The 25,117-nt window shown below is 39.2% G+C and carries 21 protein-coding genes and 2 pseudogenes (1 of these 23 only partly in view); 9 read left to right on the top strand and 14 right to left on the bottom strand.

Translation table 11 applies throughout. The features are described 5' to 3' along the window. Window positions 1-28 precede the first annotated feature (28 nt). The 6 genes and pseudogenes from ACIFUW_RS02100 (at window position 29) to ACIFUW_RS02075 (ending at window position 8,306) form a co-directional block, all read left to right on the top strand. On the top strand, window positions 29-1,483 hold the full coding sequence (locus ACIFUW_RS02100; protein ID WP_002286854.1) for a glycoside-pentoside-hexuronide (GPH):cation symporter: 1,455 nt from the start codon (window positions 29-31) through the stop codon (window positions 1,481-1,483). 15 nt (window positions 1,484-1,498) lie between these two features. After that, the gene (locus ACIFUW_RS02095) at window positions 1,499-2,530 is read left to right on the top strand and encodes an aldose epimerase family protein (RefSeq protein ID WP_002286855.1); all 1,032 of its coding nucleotides are present in this window, start codon (window positions 1,499-1,501) and stop codon (window positions 2,528-2,530) included. A 6-nt stretch (window positions 2,531-2,536) separates the two neighbouring features. After that, window positions 2,537-3,724: a galactokinase gene (locus ACIFUW_RS02090; RefSeq protein WP_002286858.1), complete on the top strand. Its 1,188-nt coding sequence runs from the start codon at window positions 2,537-2,539 to the stop codon at window positions 3,722-3,724. A 949-nt stretch (window positions 3,725-4,673) separates the two neighbouring features. Then, the gene (ltrA, locus tag ACIFUW_RS02085; protein ID WP_002337637.1) at window positions 4,674-6,536 is read left to right on the top strand and encodes a group II intron reverse transcriptase/maturase; all 1,863 of its coding nucleotides are present in this window, start codon (window positions 4,674-4,676) and stop codon (window positions 6,534-6,536) included. Window positions 6,537-6,649: 113 nt separating this feature from the next. After that, window positions 6,650-7,948, top strand: a pseudogene (locus ACIFUW_RS02080) (Y-family DNA polymerase); the annotation flags it as partial. After that, window positions 7,920-8,306, top strand: a complete 387-nt coding sequence (locus tag ACIFUW_RS02075) for a hypothetical protein (RefSeq protein WP_002293692.1) — start codon at window positions 7,920-7,922, stop codon at window positions 8,304-8,306. The pseudogene ACIFUW_RS02080 and the gene ACIFUW_RS02075, both read left to right, overlap by 29 nt. A gap of 199 nt (window positions 8,307-8,505) precedes the next feature. On the opposite strand, the gene ACIFUW_RS02070 is transcribed toward ACIFUW_RS02075, so the two are convergent. From ACIFUW_RS02070 to efp, 14 genes and pseudogenes are all read right to left on the bottom strand, one after another. Continuing rightward, complete coding sequence (locus tag ACIFUW_RS02070; RefSeq protein WP_002286865.1) at window positions 8,506-9,174, bottom strand: DUF421 domain-containing protein; 669 nt, start codon at window positions 9,172-9,174, stop codon at window positions 8,506-8,508. Window positions 9,175-9,362: 188 nt separating this feature from the next. Next, window positions 9,363-10,160 (bottom strand): annotated as a pseudogene (locus ACIFUW_RS02065) (IS3 family transposase); the annotation flags it as partial. Between the two features lie 280 nt (window positions 10,161-10,440). Beyond that, window positions 10,441-11,820, bottom strand: a complete 1,380-nt coding sequence (locus ACIFUW_RS02060) for an FAD-dependent oxidoreductase (RefSeq protein ID WP_002301224.1) — start codon at window positions 11,818-11,820, stop codon at window positions 10,441-10,443. A 175-nt stretch (window positions 11,821-11,995) separates the two neighbouring features. Next, complete coding sequence (locus ACIFUW_RS02055; protein ID WP_002321347.1) at window positions 11,996-13,165, bottom strand: pyridoxal phosphate-dependent aminotransferase; 1,170 nt, start codon at window positions 13,163-13,165, stop codon at window positions 11,996-11,998. Then, window positions 13,140-14,291: a M20 family metallopeptidase gene (locus ACIFUW_RS02050; RefSeq protein WP_002301227.1), complete on the bottom strand. Its 1,152-nt coding sequence runs from the start codon at window positions 14,289-14,291 to the stop codon at window positions 13,140-13,142. Before ACIFUW_RS02050 ends, ACIFUW_RS02055 begins: the two co-directional genes overlap by 26 nt. After that, window positions 14,251-15,600: an aspartate kinase gene (locus tag ACIFUW_RS02045; protein WP_396000703.1), complete on the bottom strand. Its 1,350-nt coding sequence runs from the start codon at window positions 15,598-15,600 to the stop codon at window positions 14,251-14,253. Before ACIFUW_RS02045 ends, ACIFUW_RS02050 begins: the two co-directional genes overlap by 41 nt. Before the next feature lie 8 nt (window positions 15,601-15,608). Beyond that, on the bottom strand, window positions 15,609-16,610 hold the full coding sequence (locus ACIFUW_RS02040; protein ID WP_002286873.1) for an aspartate-semialdehyde dehydrogenase: 1,002 nt from the start codon (window positions 16,608-16,610) through the stop codon (window positions 15,609-15,611). Between the two features lie 15 nt (window positions 16,611-16,625). Beyond that, window positions 16,626-17,321 (bottom strand): 2,3,4,5-tetrahydropyridine-2,6-dicarboxylate N-acetyltransferase, encoded by a 696-nt coding sequence (gene dapD / locus ACIFUW_RS02035; protein WP_002301230.1) that lies wholly within the window; start codon window positions 17,319-17,321, stop codon window positions 16,626-16,628. Between the two features lie 5 nt (window positions 17,322-17,326). Continuing rightward, on the bottom strand, window positions 17,327-18,043 hold the full coding sequence (gene dapB, locus ACIFUW_RS02030) for a 4-hydroxy-tetrahydrodipicolinate reductase (RefSeq protein ID WP_002286877.1): 717 nt from the start codon (window positions 18,041-18,043) through the stop codon (window positions 17,327-17,329). Continuing rightward, window positions 18,040-18,921, bottom strand: a complete 882-nt coding sequence (gene dapA / locus ACIFUW_RS02025; protein WP_002286879.1) for a 4-hydroxy-tetrahydrodipicolinate synthase — start codon at window positions 18,919-18,921, stop codon at window positions 18,040-18,042. Before dapA ends, dapB begins: the two co-directional genes overlap by 4 nt. Window positions 18,922-18,923: 2 nt before the next feature. Beyond that, window positions 18,924-19,724, bottom strand: a complete 801-nt coding sequence (dapF, locus tag ACIFUW_RS02020) for a diaminopimelate epimerase (RefSeq protein ID WP_002294349.1) — start codon at window positions 19,722-19,724, stop codon at window positions 18,924-18,926. Beyond that, entirely contained in the window at window positions 19,711-20,970 is a 1,260-nt protein-coding gene (gene lysA / locus ACIFUW_RS02015) for a diaminopimelate decarboxylase (protein WP_002301232.1), read from the bottom strand. Before lysA ends, dapF begins: the two co-directional genes overlap by 14 nt. Before the next feature lie 214 nt (window positions 20,971-21,184). Further along, complete coding sequence (locus ACIFUW_RS02010) at window positions 21,185-21,355, bottom strand: hypothetical protein (RefSeq protein ID WP_002301233.1); 171 nt, start codon at window positions 21,353-21,355, stop codon at window positions 21,185-21,187. A 100-nt stretch (window positions 21,356-21,455) separates the two neighbouring features. Further along, the gene (efp, locus tag ACIFUW_RS02005) at window positions 21,456-22,019 is read right to left on the bottom strand and encodes an elongation factor P (protein ID WP_002289434.1); all 564 of its coding nucleotides are present in this window, start codon (window positions 22,017-22,019) and stop codon (window positions 21,456-21,458) included. 427 nt (window positions 22,020-22,446) lie between these two features. Here efp and ACIFUW_RS02000 point away from each other — a divergent pair, with 427 nt between their 5' ends. The 3 genes from ACIFUW_RS02000 to ACIFUW_RS01990 form a co-directional block, all read left to right on the top strand. Further along, entirely contained in the window at window positions 22,447-23,364 is a 918-nt protein-coding gene (locus ACIFUW_RS02000) for a PLP-dependent cysteine synthase family protein (protein ID WP_002289436.1), read from the top strand. Between the two features lie 12 nt (window positions 23,365-23,376). Further along, complete coding sequence (locus tag ACIFUW_RS01995; RefSeq protein WP_002301236.1) at window positions 23,377-24,522, top strand: cystathionine gamma-synthase; 1,146 nt, start codon at window positions 23,377-23,379, stop codon at window positions 24,520-24,522. Window positions 24,523-24,692: 170 nt separating this feature from the next. Continuing rightward, window positions 24,693-25,117: the 5' portion of an S-ribosylhomocysteine lyase gene (locus tag ACIFUW_RS01990; RefSeq protein WP_002289439.1), read on the top strand. It continues 34 nt past the right edge of the window; 425 of the gene's 459 nt are visible here — the first part of the coding sequence; its start codon is at window positions 24,693-24,695; its stop codon lies off the right edge, out of view.

Genomic DNA, 25,117 nt, shown 5'->3' with positions numbered 1-25,117 from the left:
TATATTGAACAGGAGAGGAATACAGATTATGAAAAGCAAAATGATCCAACGTGTGTCCTACGCTTTAGGCGCTTTTGGACACGACACATTCTATGTTACATTAAGCACTTATTTTATGGTATTCGTGACAAGCCAGATGTTCGCAGGAACAGATAAGGCAACGAATGCAAAAATGATTGCTACAGTTACAAGCTTAGTTGTAGGTATCCGCTTAGTTGAAATTATTTTTGATCCTTTGATTGGTGGCATCATCGATAATACTCGTACAAAATACGGTAAATTCAAACCATGGTTAGTTATCGGCGGCGTTGTTAGTTCCGTACTCTTGGTAGCAATCTTTACCAATTTCTTTGGCTTAGCTACTCATAATACGACTTTATTTATCATATTATTTGCAATCGTTTTCATCTTATTGGATAGTTTTTATTCATTTAAGGATATCGCTTTTTGGTCAATGATTCCAGCTTTGAGTACGGAAACAAAGGAACGTGAAAAATTTGCTACGTTTGCTCGTTTCGGCTCTTCTCTAGGTGCAAATGGTACTACTCTAGTCGTTGTCCCTATCGTTACTTTCTTTACCTATCTTGTTACTCATAAACATATTGAAGGCGCTTCAGGCTGGTTCTGGTTCGGTGTGATTGCTGCTGTTATTTCAGGCGGTACTGCGATTATCACTGCCTTGGGCACAAAAGAAGTCGATACTGCGATCCGTCAGCAAAATGAAAAAGCTGGGATCAAAGATGTGTTCAAAGCAGTTGCTCAAAATGATCAGTTGATGTGGCTTGCCCTTGCTTATATCGCTTATGCGATTGCCAATGTAGCAACAACTGCCGTATTATTCTACTTCTTCAAATATGTACTTGGCCAACCAACTGAATTTTGGATCGTTGGTCTAGTTGCTGCCTTACTTGGTTTAGTAGCTGTTCCACTATTCCCAATGCTTACACGCGTCATCTCTCGTCGCTACGTTTACCTTGGAGGGATCGCAATGATGATTTCTTCTTACTTTTTCTTTACGATCGCAGGTTCAAGTTTGCCAATCGTTATCATCGGGCTAGTATTGTTCTACTTCCCTCAACAATTGATTTTCTTATCCGCTTTGATGACGATCACAGACTCTGTTGAATATGGTCAATGGAAAAATGGTATCCGTAACGAAGCTGTTACTCTATCAATTCGCCCTTTACTAGATAAAATCGCTGGTGCTTTGTCTAACGGGATCGTAGGGTTTGTCGCTATCGCTTCTGGGATGACTGGTAATGCTACTGCTGCTGATATCACTGCTCATGGCGTAACGACTTTCAAAGCTTATGCATTCTATGCTCCTGCTGCTTTGATGATTTTCTCCGCTATTATTTTTGCTTGGAAGATTACATTGACAGAGAAAAAACATGCACAAATCGTTGAGAAATTGGAAAACAAATTGGCTCCAGCTGATACAATGGAAGATGAACTTCACGATGCAGTAGTTCCTTCCCATTAAGAAAGGATCTTGAAAATGAAGATTACAGAAAAAGATTTTGGCCAAGGTTATCACTTGATAACCTTGGAGAACAAAAACAAGCTAGCACTTTCTATCTCTGATTTAGGTGCTAGAATCGTCAGTTTAAAATCAAATGATCGAGAATTAGTTTTGGGATTTGACACCGCTGAAGAATATATCGAAAAAGATCCGTATATCGGTGCTTCTATCGGTCGCACCGCAGGGAGAATCGAAAATGGCCGCTTTTCTCTCAATGGAAAAACTTACCAATTAGCCACAGATCCAAAAACTGGACATAATCTGCATGGTGGTGCTCCTGGATTTGAATTAAAAAAATGGTCTTATGTCATTTTGAATGGCGAAAATGAAGCTTCTGTCATTTTTACTACTACAAGTCCCGACGGAGAACATGGTTTTCCAGGTACAATGGATGTGGAAATCCGCTATACTTTGACAAAAGATAATATCTGGCGAGTGACCTCTCGCGGCACCAGTGACCAAGATACTTTATTCAATCCGACAAATCATGTTTACTTCAACTTGACGGGAGATGCTTCTCAGTCAATCGATCAACATGAGCTTTGGCTCAATAGCGAAGCTTATGCTCCTTTGCGAACAGATAGTATTCCTATAGGGGTAAAAGAAAATGCTGCAGGAAGTGCTTTCGATTTTCAAATACCTAAAAAATTAGCGTCCGTTTTTGCTAGTGATTTGGATCAAAAAAATCTTGTTGACGGAATCGATCATCCATTTTTCTTAAAAGAAACCGGCTTGGGTAAAGAAGCCGCTCGCTTGACTAGCCCCGATAAAAGAATCCAAGTAGATATTGCTACAGATGCTTCTAGTGTGGTTATTTTCACTGCAAATTTCGGCACAGAAACACCAGAAATGCGCAACCGAAAACTGGCACATCACGGTGGCATCACATTTGAGACTCAAACAGCTCCAGGTGCAGAGCGCTTCTCAGCATTTGGTTCGATTCATTTAAAAGCCGGATCAGTATTTGAAACAGTGACAGAATTCAAAATCAAAACAAGAAAGGAATAACTCATCATGGAAATCAAAAGAAGCTTAAACACAAAATTTGCCGAAACATTCGGACCTAAAAAAACTACACAATACTTCTCACCAGGACGCATCAATTTGATTGGTGAACACACAGATTACAATGGAGGCCATGTCTTCCCCGCTTCCATCACTTATGGAACGCAAGGTGTAGCAGCACCTCGAGACGATAATAAAATATTAGTTTATTCCACAAACTTTGACGATATCGGTGTCATTAGTTTTACTTTAGATGAGCTAGAATATGATAAAAAAGCAAACTGGGCAAATTACGTAAAAGGAATGGTCCTTAAATTAAAAGAAGCTGGACACTCAATCGATCATGGGTTTGAGTTATTAGTGGAAGGAACAATCCCTAATGGTGCAGGACTTTCCAGTAGCGCTTCATTAGAATTATTAGTAGGTGTTGTATTAGAAGATCTGTTTGATTTAAAAACAGATCGCTTGGAACTAGTCCAAACAGGTAAAAAAGTAGAAAATGAATTCATCGGTGTCAATTCAGGTATCATGGATCAGTTTGCCATCGGCTTCGGTGAGCTAGATCATGCAATCTTATTAGATACAAATACGCTGAAATACGAAATGGTTCCAGTGAAACTAGATGGTTATGCAATCGTCATCATGAATACGAATAAGCGGCGGGAATTGGCAGATTCAAAATACAATGAACGCCGTAGCGAATGCGAAGAAGCCTTGGCACGTTTGCAAAAAACTTTGCCTATCTCTTCTTTAGGAGACTTAGATGAAGAAGAATTTGAATCAACTATTGACCAAATCGGCGATGATACATTGATACGCAGAGCTCGCCATGCCGTTTCTGAAAATCAGCGGACTTTGAAGGCAAAAGCTGAATTAGAAGCTGGGAACTTAGAAGCATTTGGTCAACTGTTAAATGATTCTCACCACTCTCTTCGCTATGATTATGAAGTAACTGGGATCGAATTAGATACACTAGTAGATGCTGCTCAAAAACAAGAAGGTGTCTTAGGTGCACGAATGACAGGAGCTGGATTTGGTGGCTGTGCGATTGCTCTTGTCAAAGAAGAAAATATACCTGCCTTCAAAAACAATGTCTATGATGAATACATGAAAGTTGTCGGCTATGCTCCGGAATTTTATGTTGCACACATTGGAAATGGGACAACAAAGATCGATCCAGAAGCTGTTCATGTTTGATAAAAAAATCAACGATCTCAGCTAAAAACAAATAGATAAAAATAACCTCTCAGCAATTTCCAAATGTGAGCCTTTTGCTCGTATTTGAAAATTGCTGTTTTTTATTGACACGGAAAGAGAACGTGTGTTCTAATTGTGTTGAAGAGGTGATTGTTATGTGGGCGAATCAAAATCCGGTATTTGTTTATGAAAAAGAACCTTCAAGAGATATTTTATGTATTGACTGCAAATCTTTTTACGGTGCGAAACGTTCCTAACTGAAAAGGTTAGGCACACAAGATTTTCTTGTGTAGAACTAATGATTTGAGGAGTGAAATGACGGTGTAACGACCTGAAGCGCTCCCTCTGATACTCCGATTGGCAATACCTTAAGTTAGAATAGGAATTGTCAAAAGCTCGGTAAAGTCGGCTGAGAGTTACCGCAGTTGCATTATGCAATCGAAAGCTGTTCAGCGGTGAATGGTGTAACCTATAGGCCGGGAGTCCAGAAATTACTCATGGTGAGAATGTGCAGCTGCACTGACGAACTCGCGAATGTACGAATCTATAAGCTTGGGGTACAGAAATGTATCTTACCCGCACAAATATTACTGTGACAAAGGGTGTAGCTTGCGGTTAAGTAAGAATCGTAGATATGAACAACCGTGCAATGTAGTAGGCATTGGAAAGTTACAGGTTCAGAGTGAGCGCCTAAAAGTAAATGCAGGGATAAAATCATTGGAACGTTGAAAGCTAGTGTCGTGGAGGACTAACTTCCTTTGAAACGGTTGAGACGAAGAATAATAAGCTCATTTACACTAGTGAGAGTAGTGGCACAGTACCTATGAAGCAGTGATAATAAGCTGTGGAGGGATAGCCACAAGTCAATTTGCTTTACTAACAGTTATGATACAATCCATAGAATCGAGTATGACAAAATAAACGCCGACGTCCGAAAGGAGGCGGTGCTATGGAAAACGTATCAGCATCACATTCAATTCGCCATATGGAATATTATGGTCTTATTGATAGCTTTGATTCTCTTTACAAAGAGAGTAGCGAGAACAAAATTTTCAGTAACCTTATGGAAATTGTCACTTCTCCTAATAACATTCTATTGGCATTTCGGAATGTTAAAGGAAATTCTGGTAGTACTTCCCCAGGCGTCGACAAAAAGAATATTGATGATTTAAAAGCAATACCGAATATCGAGTTTATAAAAACTGTTCAAACAAAATTTTCAGAATATAAACCGCAACCAGTTAAACGAGTAGATATTCCTAAGCCAAATGGGAAAACTAGACCACTAGGTATACCAACAATATGGGATAGAATCATACAACAGTGTCTACTACAAGTTTTAGAACCGATCATGGAAGCAAAGTTTCATGATAAGAACTATGGTTTCCGACCTAACCGGTCGGCACATCATGCATTCGCTCAAGCAGTACGAATGGCGCAACTTTCAAAACTAACTTTTGTAGTAGACATAGACATAGAAGGATTCTTTGATAACGTAAACCATTCAAAACTTATTAAACAGTTTTGGACATTAGGGGTACGTGATAAATGGCTTCTAGGTGTTATCCGAGCAATGCTTAAAGCACCTATTATTCATAGGGATGGACGCATTGAACATCCAAAGAAAGGAACCCCGCAAGGCGGTGTTCTCTCTCCACTTCTTGCCAATGTTGTTTTGAATGAACTGGACTGGTGGATATCTTCTCAATGGGAAACACACCCGACTAGGAAAAACTACGATTGTTATCATCAAACAAGAAAGCAATGGATTAAGAGCAACAAATATCGAGCACTGCGTGCTTCGAAACTAAAAGAGATTTATATTGTTAGATACGCAGATGACTTCAAAATCTTCTGTAGAAAACGAAGTGACGCAGACAAAATCTTTCTAGCCACTAAATTATGGTTAAAAGACCGACTGAAACTTGATATAAGTGCTGAAAAATCAAAGGTAGTGAATCTAAAGAAACAGAAATCTGATTTTCTCGGATTCACAATGAAACTGGTACGCAAAAGAAAAAGCTTTGTGATTGAAACGCACATGTGCGCCAAAGCCATGAGTGCAGCATCTAATAAGTTAGCAAAACAAATTAAGGTGATTCAACATTCACCTACCCAAGTTGAACTTCAAAAACAGTTAAGTATTTATAACTCAATGGTAGTAGGTATCCATCAATATTATAAAAAGGCAACCCACATCAGTGTGGACTGCCCAAGAATAAATCAACGCCTAATGATTATCATCAAAAATCGACTAGATATTAAGAGAAAGGGTCCTCCACCGAGTGATTTTATTAAAAAAAATTACGCTCGGTCAAAGCAGTTGAGGTGGCTTAATGGTGTTCCTATGCTTCCTTTTGGATTCATAAAACATAGCCACACCTCCCTGCCCAAGATAGGAACCTGTAAATACACGCCCGAAGGTCGTGTGCTGATACACAGGTATCTTACTTTCCCAATCGATATTATCAACCAACTCATGAACATGTCTAATCCTAATGAAAGCATTGAGTTTAGAGACAATCGTGTATCCAAGTACTCTTCCCAAGTCGGCCGTTGCCGAGTAACGAAAGAAGTCTTAGAGCTAGCAGACATATACTGCCACCGTATTGTCCCTAAAAATCTAGGTGGGAAAGACAATTATCAAAATCTGGTCATTGTCCACCGGAACATTCACTCACTTATTCATGAAGAGGATAAAACAAGAGCATCACTTCTCATACAAAACATGAGAGTTACAAGTGCTCAACTTGAGATAATCAACCAGTTTCGCAAAAAAGCTAAGAATCGTGAATTGTCGCTGAATCTATAACTGTATGATACTGTTAGTAAACTTTGATGGAACGCCGTATGCGGTGAAAGTCGCACGTACGGTGTGGAGCGGGGGAAAATCTGGAGATTGCATCAAAGGATTACCTATCGCTATCCTCCGTAGAGTGCGTTGAAAAGGATCTTGATCCCCTTACAACTAAATTAGTAGTCATGTCCTATCCGTCCGATTCGACAGAAACACGGGGTAGCGGATTAATCTTGGCTTCCAGTCCTGCAGCAAAAAAAGCTTACGGCATCACCAATATCAGCCGTGCCAGAGATCTTCCCTTCCCCTATCCAAGTGATTTATATATTGTTGCCCCAAGGATGGCCTATTATATGGAAAAGAACAGAGAAATCAATTCTATCTATAAAAAATATGCAGACGAAGCGAACCATCATGTCTATTCCGTCGATGAAAGCTTCCTTGATGTAACAAATAGCATGGCACTCTTTGGTAAAACAAATGCGTACGACATGGCTAAACTGATCCATAAAGATGTGTTTGAGCAGACCGGAATCTACACGACTATAGGAATTGGCGATAACCCGCTACTTGCTAAACTAGCCTTAGACAATGGCTCAAAAGACGGAAAGCAAATGTTTGCTGAATGGCGTTATGAAGATGTACCAGAAAAGTTATGGAAAATCTCAGATATCACTGACTTTTGGGGAATCGGCAAACGAACAGCAAAACGTCTGAAACAAATGGGTATACATTCTGTTTATGATTTAGCTCACGCGGATTATTATCACTTGAAAAGCAAGCTAGGGGTCATCGGTACTCAGCTTTATGCCCATGCTTGGGGCATCGATCGAAGTTTTTTGGGACAAGAATATACACCAAAATCAAAAAGTATCGGAAATAGTCAAATCCTAGATAGAGATTATACAAGACGAGAAGAAATCGAGATCGTTATCAAAGAAATGGCCGACCAAGTCGGCACTCGCTTGAGACGATCTGCAGCAAAAACACAAGTAGTCAGCTTATGGGTAGGATACTCTTTAGGCTATCTTGATCCAAATGGCAAGACCGGGTTTCACCAGCAAATGAAAATCGAAGCGACAAATGCTAGCAGAGATCTAGCAGATGCTTTATTGACCATTTTCCACCAGCATTACCACTACCAGGATATTCGGCGTGTAGGCGTGAACTGTTCCGACCTCGTATACGCGACAGGTTTACAGCTTAACCTTTTTGAAGATCCTGAAAAGCAGATAAATGAAGCGAAAGTTGATTTTGTTGTCGATACGATTAGAAAAAAATACGGCTTTCAATCAATCATCCATGCGCATAGTCTCTTGCAAGGAGGACGCGCCATCGCACGTAGTTCTCTCGTTGGCGGGCATGCAGGTGGTATGAGTGGATTAGAAGGTGGAAAAGATGAGACGGACAGCAAAAAAATTCATTGACTATAACGAGTATCGAGATCGGCCATTTGGATTAAAATGGGGGACTGCTTTTGCGATGGAAGAACTAGTCAACGGTATCAAAAAAAATGAAGAAGAAGCACGCAAACAGCCTCTTCCTAAACAACAAATGACATTGCAAGAAATCGATAGTATACTGACAGAAGCCTTTTTATCTCGTAAAGCAGTAATCATTCAGCTCAATTTAAAAGATGAATTTGGAAGACTCTTGGATGAGGTCGAAGGGCACTTCATTGGTGAAGCCTATGAAGATTACTTTATGATTGACCATCAGCCGATATTGTGGGAAGACGTACGGTATATTGAGTTAAAGGAAACAAAAAAATGGTTTGTGACATGAGAGGTTGTGACAGAAGTGATCAACTTCAAAAAATAAGAAAGGATTTTTCGAAAATTGCTTCTTAAATTTTTGTGGAATTTTGGCTTATTTTTCGAAGAAGCAACTTCTGGAACAACGTATATTAGATATCAGAGGTTGTGAAAAAGTCGCTTAGTTTTGAGTAACAAGCCAAGGCGCTGATTTCACAACCTCTGTCTATCTATCCATCTATTCGGTAAGATTCATGCATGACGTCTTCTTTATTTAGTATGTAGAGCCCTTTTTCTTCTGACCATTCAACATAAATCAGCTGTTTTACATCTGCATAGCCTTCTTTCTTCAAGTTCTCCATAAGCCATGCTTCAGTCAATTGATTGGACTGAAGCACTTTATGCTGAATTTGCCCTTCATCTACAAGCAGGATCGATAAAGCTTTGTCTTCATCTGATTTTTTCAATACACTCATTTGACCGGCATTCTCTAGGATAACATGTTTGGCATTTTCAAGAAAAAAGCATTCTTGCTGTCTTAAGATTGCTCGCAACTGCTCCATCTCGATATGGTTATTTGTCAACTCTGTCATGTTGATGACGCCGTCTTTGATTAGAACAGATGGCTCGCCTTTGACCCAACGATTGACCTTTTCATTTTTTTGGACGATACGTTCGATACCATAAATCATTACTGCCCAAAGCGCAATGGCAAATAGGACATGCCCTACATGGACATTGTCATCATAGGTTGATTCTTCTAAGATCCCACCTAAAACAAGCGTATAGACTAAATCAAACGGTGTGATTTCTGACATGGATTTCTTCCCAAGCAAACGTACCACTAATAATAAACCGATCAACCCGAACACCAGTTTCATTGTAATTGAAAAAATCATTTTTTCTCCCCCTAACTATCTGTTAATTAAATTATATATGCTTTCTCACGAACACGCATGGAATATACAAGGAAGAAATGTATCCTTTTACTAAAAAAAGGACTGTGACACTGTAGTGACCCCCAAAAGTTAGACTTTTTTGGAGTGGAGAAATCCACTCCTTTTTTTTATGCTCTAAAATGATATTTTTACACAACCGTTACGGTTGTTTTACGAAATTGGACGAGACTTTGCCAGTTTAATTTCTGTTTTATCCGTTCATTATTGTAGTAATAGATATAGCTATCGATGGCTGATTTTAATTCCTCGAAACAGTTATAAACTTTCCCGTGAAAAATCTCTTGTTTTAATAAGCCAAAAAAATTCTCCATAAGTGAATTATCTAAGCAGTTCCCTTTCCGAGACATGCTTTGAAAGATTTTGTACTCCTTCAATTTGTTTCTATAAGCTTTCATTTGATACGCCCAACCTTGATCTGAGTGAAACGTACGACGATAGGGACAATCGTTAGTGGTCTGGATAGCTTCCTCCAAACCTTCCATTACCGCTAATGCATTGGGCTTTTCAGAGATACGATAGGATAAAATCTCACTATTGAACATATCCATAAAAGGATCTAGATACAATTTCTTTTGACGGATAATGCCTTTGGCATCCACTTCATGGTATTTAAATTCAGTTGTATCCGTCGTGATTTTCTGATGGCAGATACTGGTGTAGAAACGACGATGGATCCGATTTTTGGCTACTGCTCCAACTTTTCCTCGATAAGAATTGTAGCGACGTGATTTACGCGTGTATGCCGTTACTTTTATTCCTAGCTTCTTGATCAAGCGCTGAACTTTCTTTTTATTGATAGAGAAACCGCGGTTTCTTAGTTCATTGGTCATCCGTAAACAGCCATAATCCTTGTGCTTCTCCCGAATTTTAAGCATTTCCGCTTCAATCTCTTGATCTGGATTTTTACGGTCCAATCGCCTTTGCCATCCAAATAATCATGAACGATCTTTAATTTAAGTTCAAAAGTATATTTAACCATAAAAAATACCGACCTCCAAAAGTTAGATTTTTTGGTCTAACTTTTGGGGGTCGGTACACAAATCGTGTCACAGTCCCTTTTTTGAAAATAAACGGTGTTCAAAAGCTTGCATCTGCGGTAATAAGTCCAGCCAAGTTAAAAACATAAGAAGCTGTTTTTACTTGGCTGTTCTTATTACTTGATGCAAGGCAGCTTTTTCACAACCTCTTTTCAAATATTTCGTTTTCTTATTCTACAAATGGTTCTTCTCCTAACGCTTGTTGAGCGGCTAGATTCAACATGCTCCATTGTCGGTCAAAGCCTGGCTGGAAGAAGAAGTCAGCTTCTGCTAGTTCTTCTAAAGTCAGTTTGTTTTGGATCGCTAGTGCCAATACATTTCCTTGACCTGTAACATCATAGGTAGATAATACTGCTCCTCCTAGCAATTGATGGGTCATTGGATCCGAGAATAATTGGATGGACACTTTTGGATTTCCTTGTTCTTCTGGTACATATTTTGGTCGTAACGTATCTTCATAATAAGACACTCGTACATCTACTCCTGCTTTTGCTGCTGTAAAGCTATTCAATCCGCTTGCTGCAAAATGATAGTCAAAGACACTTAATGCAGAGGAACCTACGACTCCGCCGAACGGTTTGTTTGGTACTTCTTCAAAAAGATGTTTTACTACATAACGTGCTTCTCTACGTGCAACAGTCGCTAAAGCGATCGGCATTTTTTTGCGTGCTGGGATAGAATAAGCAAGTGTAGCATCTCCTACTGCATACACATCTGGAAGATTCGTTTGCAAGTATTCATTTGTTTGGATCCAGCCACGTTCATCTAAGTCGACGATCCCTTTTAACCATTCTGTATTTGCCTTCACACCGGCAGCTTGAATGACTAGATCTGCTGGGATTTCTTTTTCACTTGTTTTGATTGCCTCAACTTTTCCGTTACCAGTAAAAGCTTCGATTTTTGCATTTGTCAAAACTTCAATACCGTTTTCATTTAGGTGTTGTTCTAAAATATCTGTCATCTCAGCATCTAAATAAGTGCCTAAAGGTCTATCGATCACATCAAGCAATACGACTTCTTTCCCAGCTTTTCGGCTTGCTTCTGCTGCTTCGATCCCAATGTAACCCGCACCTACGACAGCGATTTTTTTAATAGCCGGATCATTTAATTTTTCTTTGATTTTGGTTGCCCAATTGTATCCACGCATCAAGTAGACATTTTCTAGATCTGCTCCTGGTACTGGCAGATTGTTTGGTTTGACACCAGAACTCAAAATCAATTTGTCATAAGGATATTCTTTTGTTTCGTTATCTGATACGCTAGTAACCGTTACTGTTTTTTTATCGGCATCGATCGTTTTTACTTCGTGATTATTTAAAATATGAACATTGGATTGCGGAAAGTTTTCTGGTCTGAAATTACGTACATCATTTACATCTGTTACCTTGTCTTCTAAATACAGCTCCATACCACATGACATGAAGGAAATATAGTCTCCTGCTTCAAATAGCGTGATATCTACATTTTCACCGTATCGTGTCAATAGTTCCAAGATTGATTGATGCCCTCCATGAGATGCACCTACAATGACAACTTTGATTTTTTCCATTGATGAAACCTCCTTGAATATTCTTTTAAAATCATTCTAAACAATTTAAACTTAACATTACATTAGTTATGAATCAAAAGAAACGCGTTCATTTGAACTAAATTTAAAAAACAATCGTTAATTTTGCAGAATATACCGCAAAATTAACGATTGTTTTTTTGATAAAATCTATGAATCACTGTTCTGTTAAAAAGTCTTTGATTCGTTTGCAGGCCTCATGTAATTTTTCCATGCTGCTAGCATAAGAAATCCGGATATAACCTTCTCCTTCTGGGCCAAATGCAATTCCTGGGATACACGCAACTTTTGCCTGTTCCGCTAATTCTACACAAAACTGCCAAGAGTCAGTTTGAATGGCAGCTGGGAGTTTGCAAAACAAGTAAAATGCACCGTTTGGCTGGGTCACTTCAAATCCTAAAGGCGCCAATTGCTGGACCAGATAGTCTCTTCGTGTTTGATATTGCTCTTTCATATTCTCGCTATCTTTCACCCCATTTATTAGCGCTTCAGCTGCAGCTTTTTGCGACATCGTTGTAGCGGCAGTCACCAGATATTGATGGACTTTAATTAGTTCGTCAATAAGGGCTTTTTGAGCAAAAATAAAGCCCACTCGCCAACCAGTCATCGCATGTGACTTGGATAACCCGCTTATCACGATTGTTTGTTCTGGAAGATAAGTAGCTATGGACATATGCGTTCCACTATAAGTCAATTCAGCATATACTTCATCACTTATAACAAATACCGGATATTTTTTTAAAACCTCAGCGATTGCTTTCAATTGTTTTGCAGACAATGTCGTCCCAGTAGGATTGTTAGGATAGTTTAAAATGACTGCTTTGACAGCTGATCCATATTGTTCAAATGCTCGTTCAAATTGTTCCGGCTGACAGACAAACCCTGTATCAGAAGTATCTATCGGGATCAATTCAGCACCAGCTAGTTCCACTAATGGCTGATATCCTGAATAAGCAGGCGCTGGAATAAGAACCTTGTCTCCTTCTTCCAAAACAGATAACAACGCAGAGGCAATCGCTTCCGTTGCACCAACTGTCGTCAAAACTTCCGTTTGCGGATCATAAGTTAATCCATAACGCTGTTGCTGAAACATACAAGCCGCTTCCCGCAGTTCCTCTAATCCTCTCATTCCGGTATAGTGAGAAAAGTCTTCTTCAATCGCTGCTATTCCGGCTTGTTTGACATGTTTAGGAGTTGGAAAATCCGGTTCTCCCAGGGTGAGTTTGATCACATCTGGTATCGACGATATTTGCTGATCGAATTGTCGTATTTTTGATACTTCTATTCTAGAAAGCCTGGGACTAAATCGATTGGATAAATTCATCATTATATACTCGCTCCTCTTTTGATCTGCTATCGATTTTTACAAGAAGATTTTCTGTAAAAAGAATCGTTTTGTACCATTCTACACCATTTTCTAAAACATCCATATCAAAATCGAACGTCGGATCATGTAAAGCAGGGGTATCACCGACACCTAAAAAGAAAAATACACATGGATATTGTTGCGTATATATGCCAAAATCTTCGGCTTGAAGAACTGGAGCATCTAATTCATGTAGTTTGTTTGAATCTAACAGTGCTGCATATAAGCCTCTATGGTTGATTACAGCTGGATAGCCGTCATTATAGTGAAAAGAAATAGTAGCTGTAGAGTGAAACTGTTCTGCTAAATGGTCTAATCCCCTCTTCAAATAATTTTGCATATCTGAACTGTAAGAACGGATACTTCCAGATACAATAACTTCTCCAGCTAAAACATTTCGGATCGTTCCACCTTGGATTTGGCCAAATTTCATTAGATGATTCCACTCTGCCGGTAATTGCCGGTCAAAATCATAAACATTCTTCAAAAATCGTACAGCTGCCTCCAGACTATCGATTCCTTTTTCACTAGAAGCAATATGTGCAGACTGGCCTTTAATGATAATGTCTGTTTCACTGCTTTGTGCCATCAAAGGTCCTGGTCGAGAGAAAACTTCTCCCTTAGCTAGTCCAGGCCATAGATGAAAGCCAAATATTGCTTGTACTTCATATTTATCCAACAATCCTGACTGAATAACGCTTTGTGCGCCACCGGAAATTTCTTCTGATGGCTGATAGATCAGTACTACATTATAAATAAGATCCTCAATGTGTTTAGTTATAAAGTCAGTCAACCCTAAAAGCATCGCCATATGTCCGTCATGACCACATGCATGCATATACCCTTCATGCTTAGAAGCAAAAGAGAGATTCGTTTCTTCTTTGACTGGCAGTGCATCGATATCTGTTCGAAAAGCAATCGTTTCTTCTTGCTGATTATCAAAATAAAGGAGTAGTCCTGTTTCGCCGATTTCATGGATAACGGCCCCGCTGTTTTTTACTTGTTCATATAAATATTTTTTTGTCTTGAATTCATGAAATCCGATTTCAGGAATTTGATGGAGTGCCATTCGATATTCTTTCAGCATCCGTATTCACCATCCCTTCATAGATACCCTTCACTACTGTTTCATATTGGTTATTCGGTACACCGATGATCAGATTCAACTCCTGTGCTCCTTGTGATAAGATCGATGTGCGAATTTCTAATTTGTTCAATATCGATAACACTTTTCCAGATAAACCGATCAATTCTTTATGTGGTCCGCCAACGACAGAGATCAAAGCTAAGTCTTCAATCACGACGATTTCTTCCACGCCAAGTGTTTCTTTTAATTCTTTCGTGATGAGAAATAATTTATCGGCAATCGCTTCTGCTGAGACGATCACTCCGATATTGTCGATCCCTGAAGGAATATGTTCGATTGATATCTCATGTTTAGCAAAAATGCTCATTGCTTTCCAGATAAACCCGATTTCATCGGACATATGTCGTTTAAATAAAGTGATGGAAAGAAAATCCTTGCGTCCAGCTATTCCTGTCAGTCCATTTTCCTTTTCTATTTCGTGATTCGATATTTTTGTCCCTTGAGCGAAAGGATCATTGGTATTTTTTATTTGGATGGGGATATCAGCCTCTTGAACTGGGAAAACAGCTGCTTCATGAAGAACGTTAGCCCCCATATAAGCCATCTCTCTCAGTTCTCTAAAAGAGATTTCCTCGATGATTTTAGGATGATCGATGATTCGCGGATCAGCCATCATGATTCCTGAAACATCCGTCCAATTCTCATAACTTTCCGCTTGCAACATCTTCGCCAGTATCGCGCCGGTAATGTCGCTTCCCCCACGGCCCAATAATTTTTCTTTTCCTGCAGGGTTCGCCCCGTAAAACCCTGGAACAACCATTTTCGAATATCTTTTAAATGCTTTTGTGATTTCCTGTGCTGTTTTTTCCTGATCGATTTTCCCATCATAGTCAAAGAAAATCAGGTCTTTTGCGTCAATAAACTGGTAACCAAGATACTCAGCCATCAGTTGAGCAGTCAGATATTCACCTCTACTTACTAAATAATCTTCAGTTATCTTTTCGTCTTCCAGTTGTTTCTGTATGCGTGCTAGTTCATCTTCAATAGGTAACTGCAGGGCAAGAACATCTCTTACTTGAATGAAACGATCACAAATCCTTTTCCAAAGGGGTGTCCAATCAACATGATGCTGAAGGTAAGCATAAATCAAATAAAGTAAGTCTGTTACTTTGTCATCATCTGACGTACGTTTGCCTAAAGCAGAAACAACGATCACTTGGCGATTGGGATCTGAAAGAACAATTGTACGGACTTTTTTGAATTGCTCTTCATGAGACATCGATGTTCCGCCGAATTTCGCTACTTTCAGCGTATTACTCATCTTGCCACCTCCGCTATTTTCTGCATTAAAGCTGCAGCAATCTGTACGGCATTCGCAGCGGCTCCTTTGCGTATGTTATCGGCAGTCGTATAGAACAACAATCCGTTCTCTAAAGAAGTGTCTTTTCTGATCCTCCCAACATAAACCATATCTGTTCCTCTAGCAAGAATGCTCGTCGGATATTTATGTGCTGCTAGATCATCTTCTAATTGAATCCCTGGAAACTGGCTGAGACACTCTCTAATTTCTTCCGTCGTAAACTCTTTTTGCAGTTGAACTGCCACAGAGACTCCATGTCCATTTTCGATTGGCACACGTACGCAGGTTGCTGATACTGGCAAAGCAGGCTGATGCAGAATCTTACGGGTCTCATTTATCATTTTCTGTTCTTCTTTTGTATACCCATTTTCCAAAGGCTGATCGATTTCCGGAATCACCGTTTGGCTAATATTATAAGGATACAAAACTGGTTCCTCGTCATTTTGCGTACGATGAAGATCTTCAATGCCTTTTTGCCCGGAACCAGAAACTGCTTGATAGGTCGAATAATTGACTCGCTGGATACCAAAGGCTTCTTGTAAAGCTTTAAGCGGAAGTACCGCTTGAATGGTTGAACAATTTGGATTTGCAATCAGCCGATTCAATGTATAGTCTTCCAGATTGACCTCTGGAACGATTAATGGAATATCCGAATCTTCCCGCCATGCTGAGGAATTATCTATGACAAATAGTCCCTGACTTCGTGCGATTGGCGCAAACTCTTTGGATACAGAAGCACCTGCAGAAAATAGCGCTAAATCATATCCTTCAAATGAAGTTTCTGTCAATTCCTGTACAGTGTGTTTCTTTTTCTTGAATACACAAACTTTACCGGCTGAACGTTTTGAAGCTAATAATTTCAATCGTCCTACTGGAAAATCATATTCTTCTAACACTTTGAGCATCGTTTGGCCGACTAATCCGGTTGCCCCCACAATACAGGTATCTATTTCGCGCATTTTTCTCCATCTCCTCTATAATTCGCGTAACGCAGCAATCAATGCTGTATTTTCTTTTGTCTGATCATCACTTATTTTTAATACACGTGCAGGTATTCCACCGACAACAGTTCCTGCTGCCACATCTTCTAAAACCACTGCTCCTGCTGCCACGACTGCATCTTTTCCAATATGGACACCTTCAACAATCACTGCATTCGCACCTACCAGTACGCCGTCTTCTACGATAACCGGTTTGGCCGATGCTGGTTCGATCACACCTGCTAAGACAGCTCCTGCACCAATATGGCAGTTTTTGCCCACTGTCGCTCGTCCACCTAAGACAGCACCCATATCAATCATCGTGTTTTCACCGATTACTGCACCAATATTGATAATCGCTCCCATCATGATCACGGCATTGTTGCCGATTGACACTTGATCTCTGATAATAGCACCTGGTTCGATACGAGCATTAATTTTTTTAATATCTAGCAAAGGAACTGCGCTGTATCTTGCAGCAGTTTCGATTTCGATTTCAATGATTTTTTCTGATTCAGCTTCTAAAACCGGAGCAATCGTCTCATAGTCACCAAAAACAACGAAGCTGCTTCCTTCACCAAAAACTTTACTTTCTTTAAATTCGATTGGCTCGGTTACATTCAGATAGACTTTCACAGGCGTCTTTTTAGATGCCGTTTGAATGTAGCGGATGATTTCTTGAGCTTCCACGTTTTTTACACCCCTTTGTCCATTAATAAATCTTCTAATTTGTAATAACCTGGTGACTGATCTTTCAACCAGTCCGCTGCTTCTACTGCGCCTGCAGCAAAGATTCGATTAGAAAAAGATTCATGTTTGATCGTAAATATTTCATCAGTAGCAGCAAACAATACATCATGTTCACCAGGTAAAGAACCTGCACGAATACTGTGTACACCAATTTGGTTTTCTTCTCTTTTTTTCCCTTGCCAGTTGTATACGGGCTGCAGCTTTTGCACTTCTTGGATTGTTTGAAGCAGCATATTTGCAGTACCAGATGGTGCATCTTTTTTACGACTATGATGTTTTTCAATCAGTTCGATCTGCCAGCCTTGCAACATTGCAGCTGCTTGCTTGATTAGTTGATTCATCACCATGATGCCGAACGAAAAATTAGCACTATACATCACAGGTACATGTTTGGCATGTTCTTTTATTTCTTGGAACTGTGATTGTGTATAACCTGTCGTGCCAATGACTAACGGAAGTTGATAAGACAAGCTATACGAAAGGATTTTCTCTAAATTATCTGGATGAGAAAAATCAATAAGCAGTTCTGGCAGTTCCGTAAAAGCAAGCGTAGTTGCTTCTTTAGGTGCCGTCCGTAAAAGAAGGACCGTATCTCCTCTTTCTTGTGCAACTTCTTCGACTCTATTTCCCATCTGTCCACTGCCAATCAGTCCGATTTTCATTTTTCAACCGTCCTTTCTTTTAACAAAAGCTGAGCTAATTGTTTCTTTTTCTCTTTTGAAAGAGAAACTAAAGGCAGGCGTAGAGGTCCGGAAGGTAAGTCTAATAATGACATGGCTGCTTTGACAGGAATAGGATTGGTCTCACTGAACAAGGCATGGATCAGTTCAAGTGCATTTAATTGCTTTTCTTTTGCTTGCTGCCATCTTCCGTCCTGCGTATCTTTTACTAATTCATGGACTATTTTAGGTTGGATATTCGCCCATACACTTATTACACCGCTTCCTCCTACACTCATTACTGGTAGGATCAAATCATCATTTCCACTGTAAAGGAAGAATTCTTCTCCAATCAACCGAGCGGCATCCATCACATAAGCCATATCTCCTGAGGCTTCTTTCAAACCAATGATATTAGGATGTTCTGCTAAATTTACTAATACATGGATTGGAATCGACATGCCTGTTCTAGAAGGAACATTATACAAAATAAGCGGAATCGGTGAGGCTTCTGCAATTGCTGTAAAATGAGCAGCTAGTCCTGCATCACTTGTTTTGTTGTAGTAAGGGGTGATGACCAAAAGTGCGTCTGCCCCCAAAGAAGCAAAATGCTTCGCTTTTTCAATCGTTTCTTTCGTATTATTCGTTCCAGCTCCTGCAATCACCGGCACACGGCCAGCCACTTTCTTTACTGTCAGTTGAAGGATCTGCTCCTCCTCAGATTGTGTGAGCGTAGAAGATTCTCCTGTTGTACCTAAAACTAATAATCCGTCTGTTTGTTCATCTAAATGGAATTGGATCAATTTTTCCAAACCAGCATAATCTACTGATCCCTCTTCATTCATCGGCGTGATCAGCGCCACGATCGAACCTTTTATCATCTTCATTCCTCCAATATTCTTGTCCATTCATGAACTGCTGGGCCAGCCATTTGTATCGCATCCTCACCAGAGATCATCAAGTCTCCTTGTTCCAAGTGAACAACTACCTGATCTGCTGAAATTTTCCCAGTTTCCTTAGCAACCACATAAGAGGCACAGCAACCTGTACCGCAAGCAAGTGTCCAACCTACTCCTCTTTCATAGGTACGGACGATCAATTCTTGTTCATTGACTACTTCTACAAAGTTGACATTGGTTTTTTCTTTGAACAAAGGATGATGACAGATCAGTTCACCTCTTTTTCTCCAGACTTCCTCACGCGCATTTTCAACAAAAACAACGGTATGAATCGTTCCTAAAAATAAACTAGTGATCGTTACTTTTTCACCATTGATCTCTATTTCCTGGTTTTTTATTGGATAAGTTTGATTAGCTTTGATTTTTTCCGGAGAATCATCTGGCACTCCCATATCTACGCTGCAATAAAAAGGTGAGGGATCCAACACCGTAATTTTTCTTGTGCCTGCTAATGTCTCTACGTTGAATTCCTGTTCATTCATCATGTTCTGATCATTTACGTATCGAGCAAAACAGCGAATGCCATTTCCGCACATCGGCGCGCGGCTGCCATCTTTGTTGTAATAGATCATTTCCAACGGATCGATTTTTACGGCGATCAATCCGTCTGTATCATATTTTTCTTTTGTGCATAAAGAAGCGGCTAATTGACTATAATCTGTGTCTTCTGCGTAATCTAATAAGATAAAATCATTTCCGCAGCCATTATATTTATGAAGGATCATAGGAAACTTCCCCCCTTAGTAGATCAGAAAATGCTTGTCTGCGAACAATCAGTCTTGATTGGCCATTATTGACAAAAACAACTGCTGGTCGTGTCGCTCGATTGTAGTTGCTGCTCATCGAGTATCCATAAGCTCCCGTGGAATAAACAGCTAAAAGATCACCCGATTCTGCTTTCGGCAAATAAGCTTCTTTAATTACCACATCGCCTGATTCACACATTTTTCCTGCAATCGTCACTTTCTCTGTTTTTTCTTCCGACAGTTTTGCTGCTAAATCACAATCGTATTCTGCCTGATACAGAGCTGGACGGATATTATCTGTCATCCCGCCATCTACAAAGTAATATTTTTTATGTGGTGTCTTTTTGATGAAACCAATCGTGTATAGTGTTGTACCAGCTTCTCCAACAATACTTCTACCCGGTTCAATCAGTAATTGACGAATGGTCAGTTTTCGTTTTTCCAAAGCTTCTTCCGTATATTCAATCAGTTTTTTTAGTGCCTCTTCGACTGGGATTGGCTGATCATTTTGTGTATAACGAATCCCAAACCCTCCGCCAAGATTCAAGGAAAGAGGTTGGTCAAAATCGGTTAAGTAATTCGTCAATTTGTCGATTTCAGCTAACCAAGCAGTAACATCAAAAATTTGTGACCCGATATGAGCATGAAATCCTTCTAACTCTAGATAGCTTCTTTCTTTTATCAACTGAAGGGCTTGTTGGCACTCTTTACTTTCATAGCTCATGCCGAATTTTGAATCAATATGCGCAGTGACGATATATTCATGAGTATGTGCTTCTACTCCGACATTCAACCGAAGCATGATACAGATTTTTTTTAAATAGCGTTGGCTTAATTCTGCTAATAATTCAACTTCCATCAAATTATCGGCAACAATATGCAACAAATCATTTTCAAGTGCATAGATCAGTTCCTCTGGCGTCTTGTTGTTACCATGGAAGTAGATAGTATCTCTAGGGAAATCAGCTTGCAAAGCGGTATAGATTTCCCCACCACTGACAACATCTAGCCCGAATCCATATTCACGAACTAAATGCAGCATCTCAATCGTTTGGAATGCTTTAGAGGCGTAAAGTACTTTTGTATCAAAACGTTTCGATACAAAGCCTCGCTTGAATGACAGCATCGTTTGTCTCATCTTTTCTTCATCATACACATACAGAGGTGTCTTATACTTTTCTGCCAATGTGCTTGCTGTGACTCCGCCAATTATCAATTCTGTCATTTTTTCATTCCTCTTTTCACTTTTTTTCCGTTTTTATTGGAATTTCATTTGATAAAGATTTGAATTTTATTGGAATAATATTAAACAAAATTTTCTGAATTGTCTAGTATATTTCGAAATATTTTTTTAAAAATAAGAATAAAAATGGTTATAAAAACAAAATACCCGAACTATTAGAAGCTATTTATACACAAAAACATAAATTCAACACTATTTAGTGATGAAAAAATATTTTCGCTTCAATATAGTTCGGAATAGTTCGGATATTTTCAATTTTATGAATCATTTCAATTTCTTCATAAATAAGTGCAGTTTCTTCTCTCTCTAGCTTTTGCCATTCATCTTTCAAAATATAAATAAAATCAAATACTTTTTTATTTTTCAATTTGCTGATTCCACAAAAAACCTCTTGAAAGGCAGATCCGATGATCTGCCTTTCAAGAGGTCAAGCTCTGTTTTCAAATTCTTATCAATCCGTTAGCGAATTATTTTGACGCACGTTTTACATAAGAACCTTCTGCTGTATTGATTTCCAACAATTCATCTGTTTCGATGAAGTCAGGAACATTGACTACTAAGCCAGTTTCCATTGTCGCTGGTTTACCTGAACCAGTGACTGTTGCACCTTTGATGGAAGGTTGTGTTTCCACAACACGTAATACGACAGTTGTTGGTAATTGAACGCCGATGACTTCGCTACCGAAGAATTGGATTTTTACTTCCATGTTTTCTAGGATATATTTCATTTCTTCTTCTACTGTTTCTACAGGAATTTCATATTGCTCATATGTTTCCAAATCCATGAAGAAAGCTGTATCATCCATCGTGTACAAATATTGTACAGGTTTTGTGTCGATGTGTGCTTTTTCAAATTTTTCTTCTGGTCTGAACGTTGTGTCGTATGTTGCACCTGAACGGACATCTTTCAGTTTCATACGCATAACTGTATTTCCTTTACCAGGTTTATGGTGGCTTGCATCCAGAACTTTAATCAGTTTGCCGTCTTGTACGAAAGTCATACCGGCTCTTAAATCACTTGCTGAGATCATTATTTTTGCTCCTTCTTTTCTTTATCATAATCAACTTTATTGTATCAGACAACCGGCCAGAAAACTAGAGTATTCTCTATCTTTTAAGGTCTCATGCCTATTTGTCAGAAAAATAAACACGGGTAAACGATGCTATCGAAATATTTTTTTCTTTCAATCCTTTGACTTTTATTTTTTTTCATGCTATCGTTAATAAAAATTTTACTTGGAGGGATACACATGACAGTCAGCAACCAAAAACAATTGAATCGTTGCTGTTGTATGGTGCATAAAAGCAGCATACTATTTGTCATGTCTATTAATTGCCCTTCATAGAATGAGTACCAGGTAACTTATCTTTTTATCTACTCAATTTTTCTCTATGTCTTTCAAGGAGCTGATTTAATAGTCAGCTCCTTTTTTTATTATCTTTTTTTAGGAGGCCCATATGATTATCTCGACAATTACAGAAGCTATTGGTTCCACACCGCTTTATCGCTTTGACAATCAGCACTATTCTATGCCTAAAGGTTCTGCTATTTATGCAAAACTAGAATATTTAAATCCTGGAGGAAGTATCAAAGATAGATTGGGCAGTTATTTGATCAAAGAAGGATTTGCCCAAGGAAAAATCAATGAAAAAACGACGATCATCGAACCAACTGCCGGAAATACAGGAATTGGGATCGCTCTGGCCGCACTCACATACAAATTAAGAACGGTTTTTGTTGTTCCAGAGAAGTTTAGCTTAGAAAAACAACAATTGATGAAAGCATTGGGAGCAAAGATCATCCATTCTCCTAGTGAGCAAGGAATCATCGGTGCCATCAGCAAAAGTAAAAAACTTGCAGAGGAGATATCAAACAGCTATCTGCCTCTTCAATTTGAAAATAAAGATAATCCTGCTGCTTACTATCATACGTTAGGGCCAGAAATCTTTCATGAAATCAAAGAAAATATCCATAGTTTTGTAGCAGGAATTGGGAGTGGTGGAACCTTTGCTGGAACTTCTACCTTTTTGAAAGAAAAATATCCCGACATTCGAATAATCGGTGTAGAACCAGAGGGCTCTGTGTTAAATGGTGGTGATCCAGCCCCTCACGAAATTGAGGGTATCGGTGTAGAATTCATTCCGCCGTTTCTTTCTCCCCTTTCAATCAATCAGATCGAGACAATCTCTGATGTAGAAGGGTTTAACTATACTAGGCAGTTAGCACGAGAACAAGGACTATTAGTTGGAAGTTCGAGTGGTGCGGCTTTTGCAGCAGCATTAAGAGAAATTCGTCGTTTACCACCTGGTCATCGTGTCGTTACGATTTTTCCAGACGCAGCAGACCGCTATTTATCAAAAAACATTTACTTATAGGAGGAAAGAAACATGCACATTCAAACAAAATTGATCCACGGAGGCATCAGTGAAGATCCCACAACAGGAGCTGTCAGTGTACCTATTTATCAAACATCCACTTATCGGCAAGATGGCGTCGGCCAGCCTAAGCAATATGAATATTCGAGATCTGGTAATCCTACTCGTTTTGCATTGGAAGAACTGATTGCTGATTTGGAAGGCGGTGTTCGAGGATTCGCTTTTTCTTCTGGTCTTTCTGGGATTCATGCCGTTTTTTCTCTTTTTCAAGCTGGCGATCATATCTTATTAGGAGATGATGTCTATGGAGGAACATTCCGTCTATTTGACAAAGTTCTTACTAAAAATGGTCTCGAGTACACGATCATAGATACGAGTAATCTTGATAAAATAGAACAATCCATCAAACCCAATACAAAAGCACTTTATCTTGAAACACCTAGCAATCCGCTTCTAAAGATTACTGATTTAGAAAAAAGTGCCACTCTGGCTCATCAACATGGATTGATAGTTATTGCTGACAATACATTTGCTACTCCTTATTTTCAAAGACCTTTAGATCTCGGTTCTGATATCGTTGTCCATAGCGGTACCAAATATCTAGGCGGACACAGCGATGTAGTAGCTGGTTTAGTGACTTCTAACCATAAAGATCTAGCCGATCAGATCGGATTTTACCAAAATGCTATCGGAGCCGTACTTGGTCCCCAAGATAGTTGGTTACTTCAGCGCGGAATCAAGACACTAAGTGTTCGTATGGAGGAACATCAAAAAAATGCTTTTGTGGTAGCTGATTTTCTATTTTCTCATCCAGCAGTAGAAAAGGTCTACTATCCAGGATTACCCCATCATGAACTCCATGGAGTTGCTAAGCAGCAGATGAGCGGCTTTAGCGGAATGATTTCTTTTACTTTAAAAAATGAAGAAACTGCTATTCCATTTGTTGAATCACTCCAACTATTTACTTTAGCAGAAAGTTTAGGTGGCGTAGAAAGTTTAGTGGAAATTCCTTCTGTCATGACTCATGCGTCTATTCCAAAAGAAAAACGAGAAGAGGCTGGCATAAAGGACGGCTTGATCCGTCTTTCTGTAGGAATTGAGTATGGTCAGGATCTCATAAACGATTTAGCTCAGGCATTTGACAGAATCAAGAACTAGAAGTCCCAATAAACGACTTAGCAGAAAAATCTAAAAAATATTTCAGATTGCTACACCTTGGAAACGATAAGTGTTAGAATCAAGTAGAAAGACGTTTTTGTAAATTTCACTAAATAATTCTTTAGTGAAAAGCATCAAAACGAATGAACAAACAGATAGGAGTCTTACAAATGAGAATGAATGTCGAAAGTTTTAATCTTGACCATACAAAAGTCAAAGCACCTTATGTACGTGTAGCTGATCGAAAAACGGGTGCGCATGGCGATGTCATCATTAAATACGACGTCCGCTTTAAACAACCAAATAAAGAACACATGGACATGCCAAGTCTACATTCACTTGAGCACTTGACTGCCGAACTAATCCGCAATCACGCAGATTACATCGTAGACTGGTCTCCAATGGGATGCCAAACAGGCTTTTACTTGACTGTATTGAATCATGAAAGCTACGAAGACATTTTAGATGTTCTTGAAGCAACAATGAAAGATGTTCTTGAAGCTACTGAAGTACCTGCAAGCAATGAAACACAATGTGGCTGGGCTGCCAGCCATACACTAGAAGGTGCACAAGCTTTGGCTCGTGAATTTTTAGC

The organism is Enterococcus sp. PLH-Efm8 (assembly GCF_053011625.1).
Note: the sequence above shows the minus strand (reverse complement) of the source record. Positions and strands in the feature narration are given on the sequence as shown.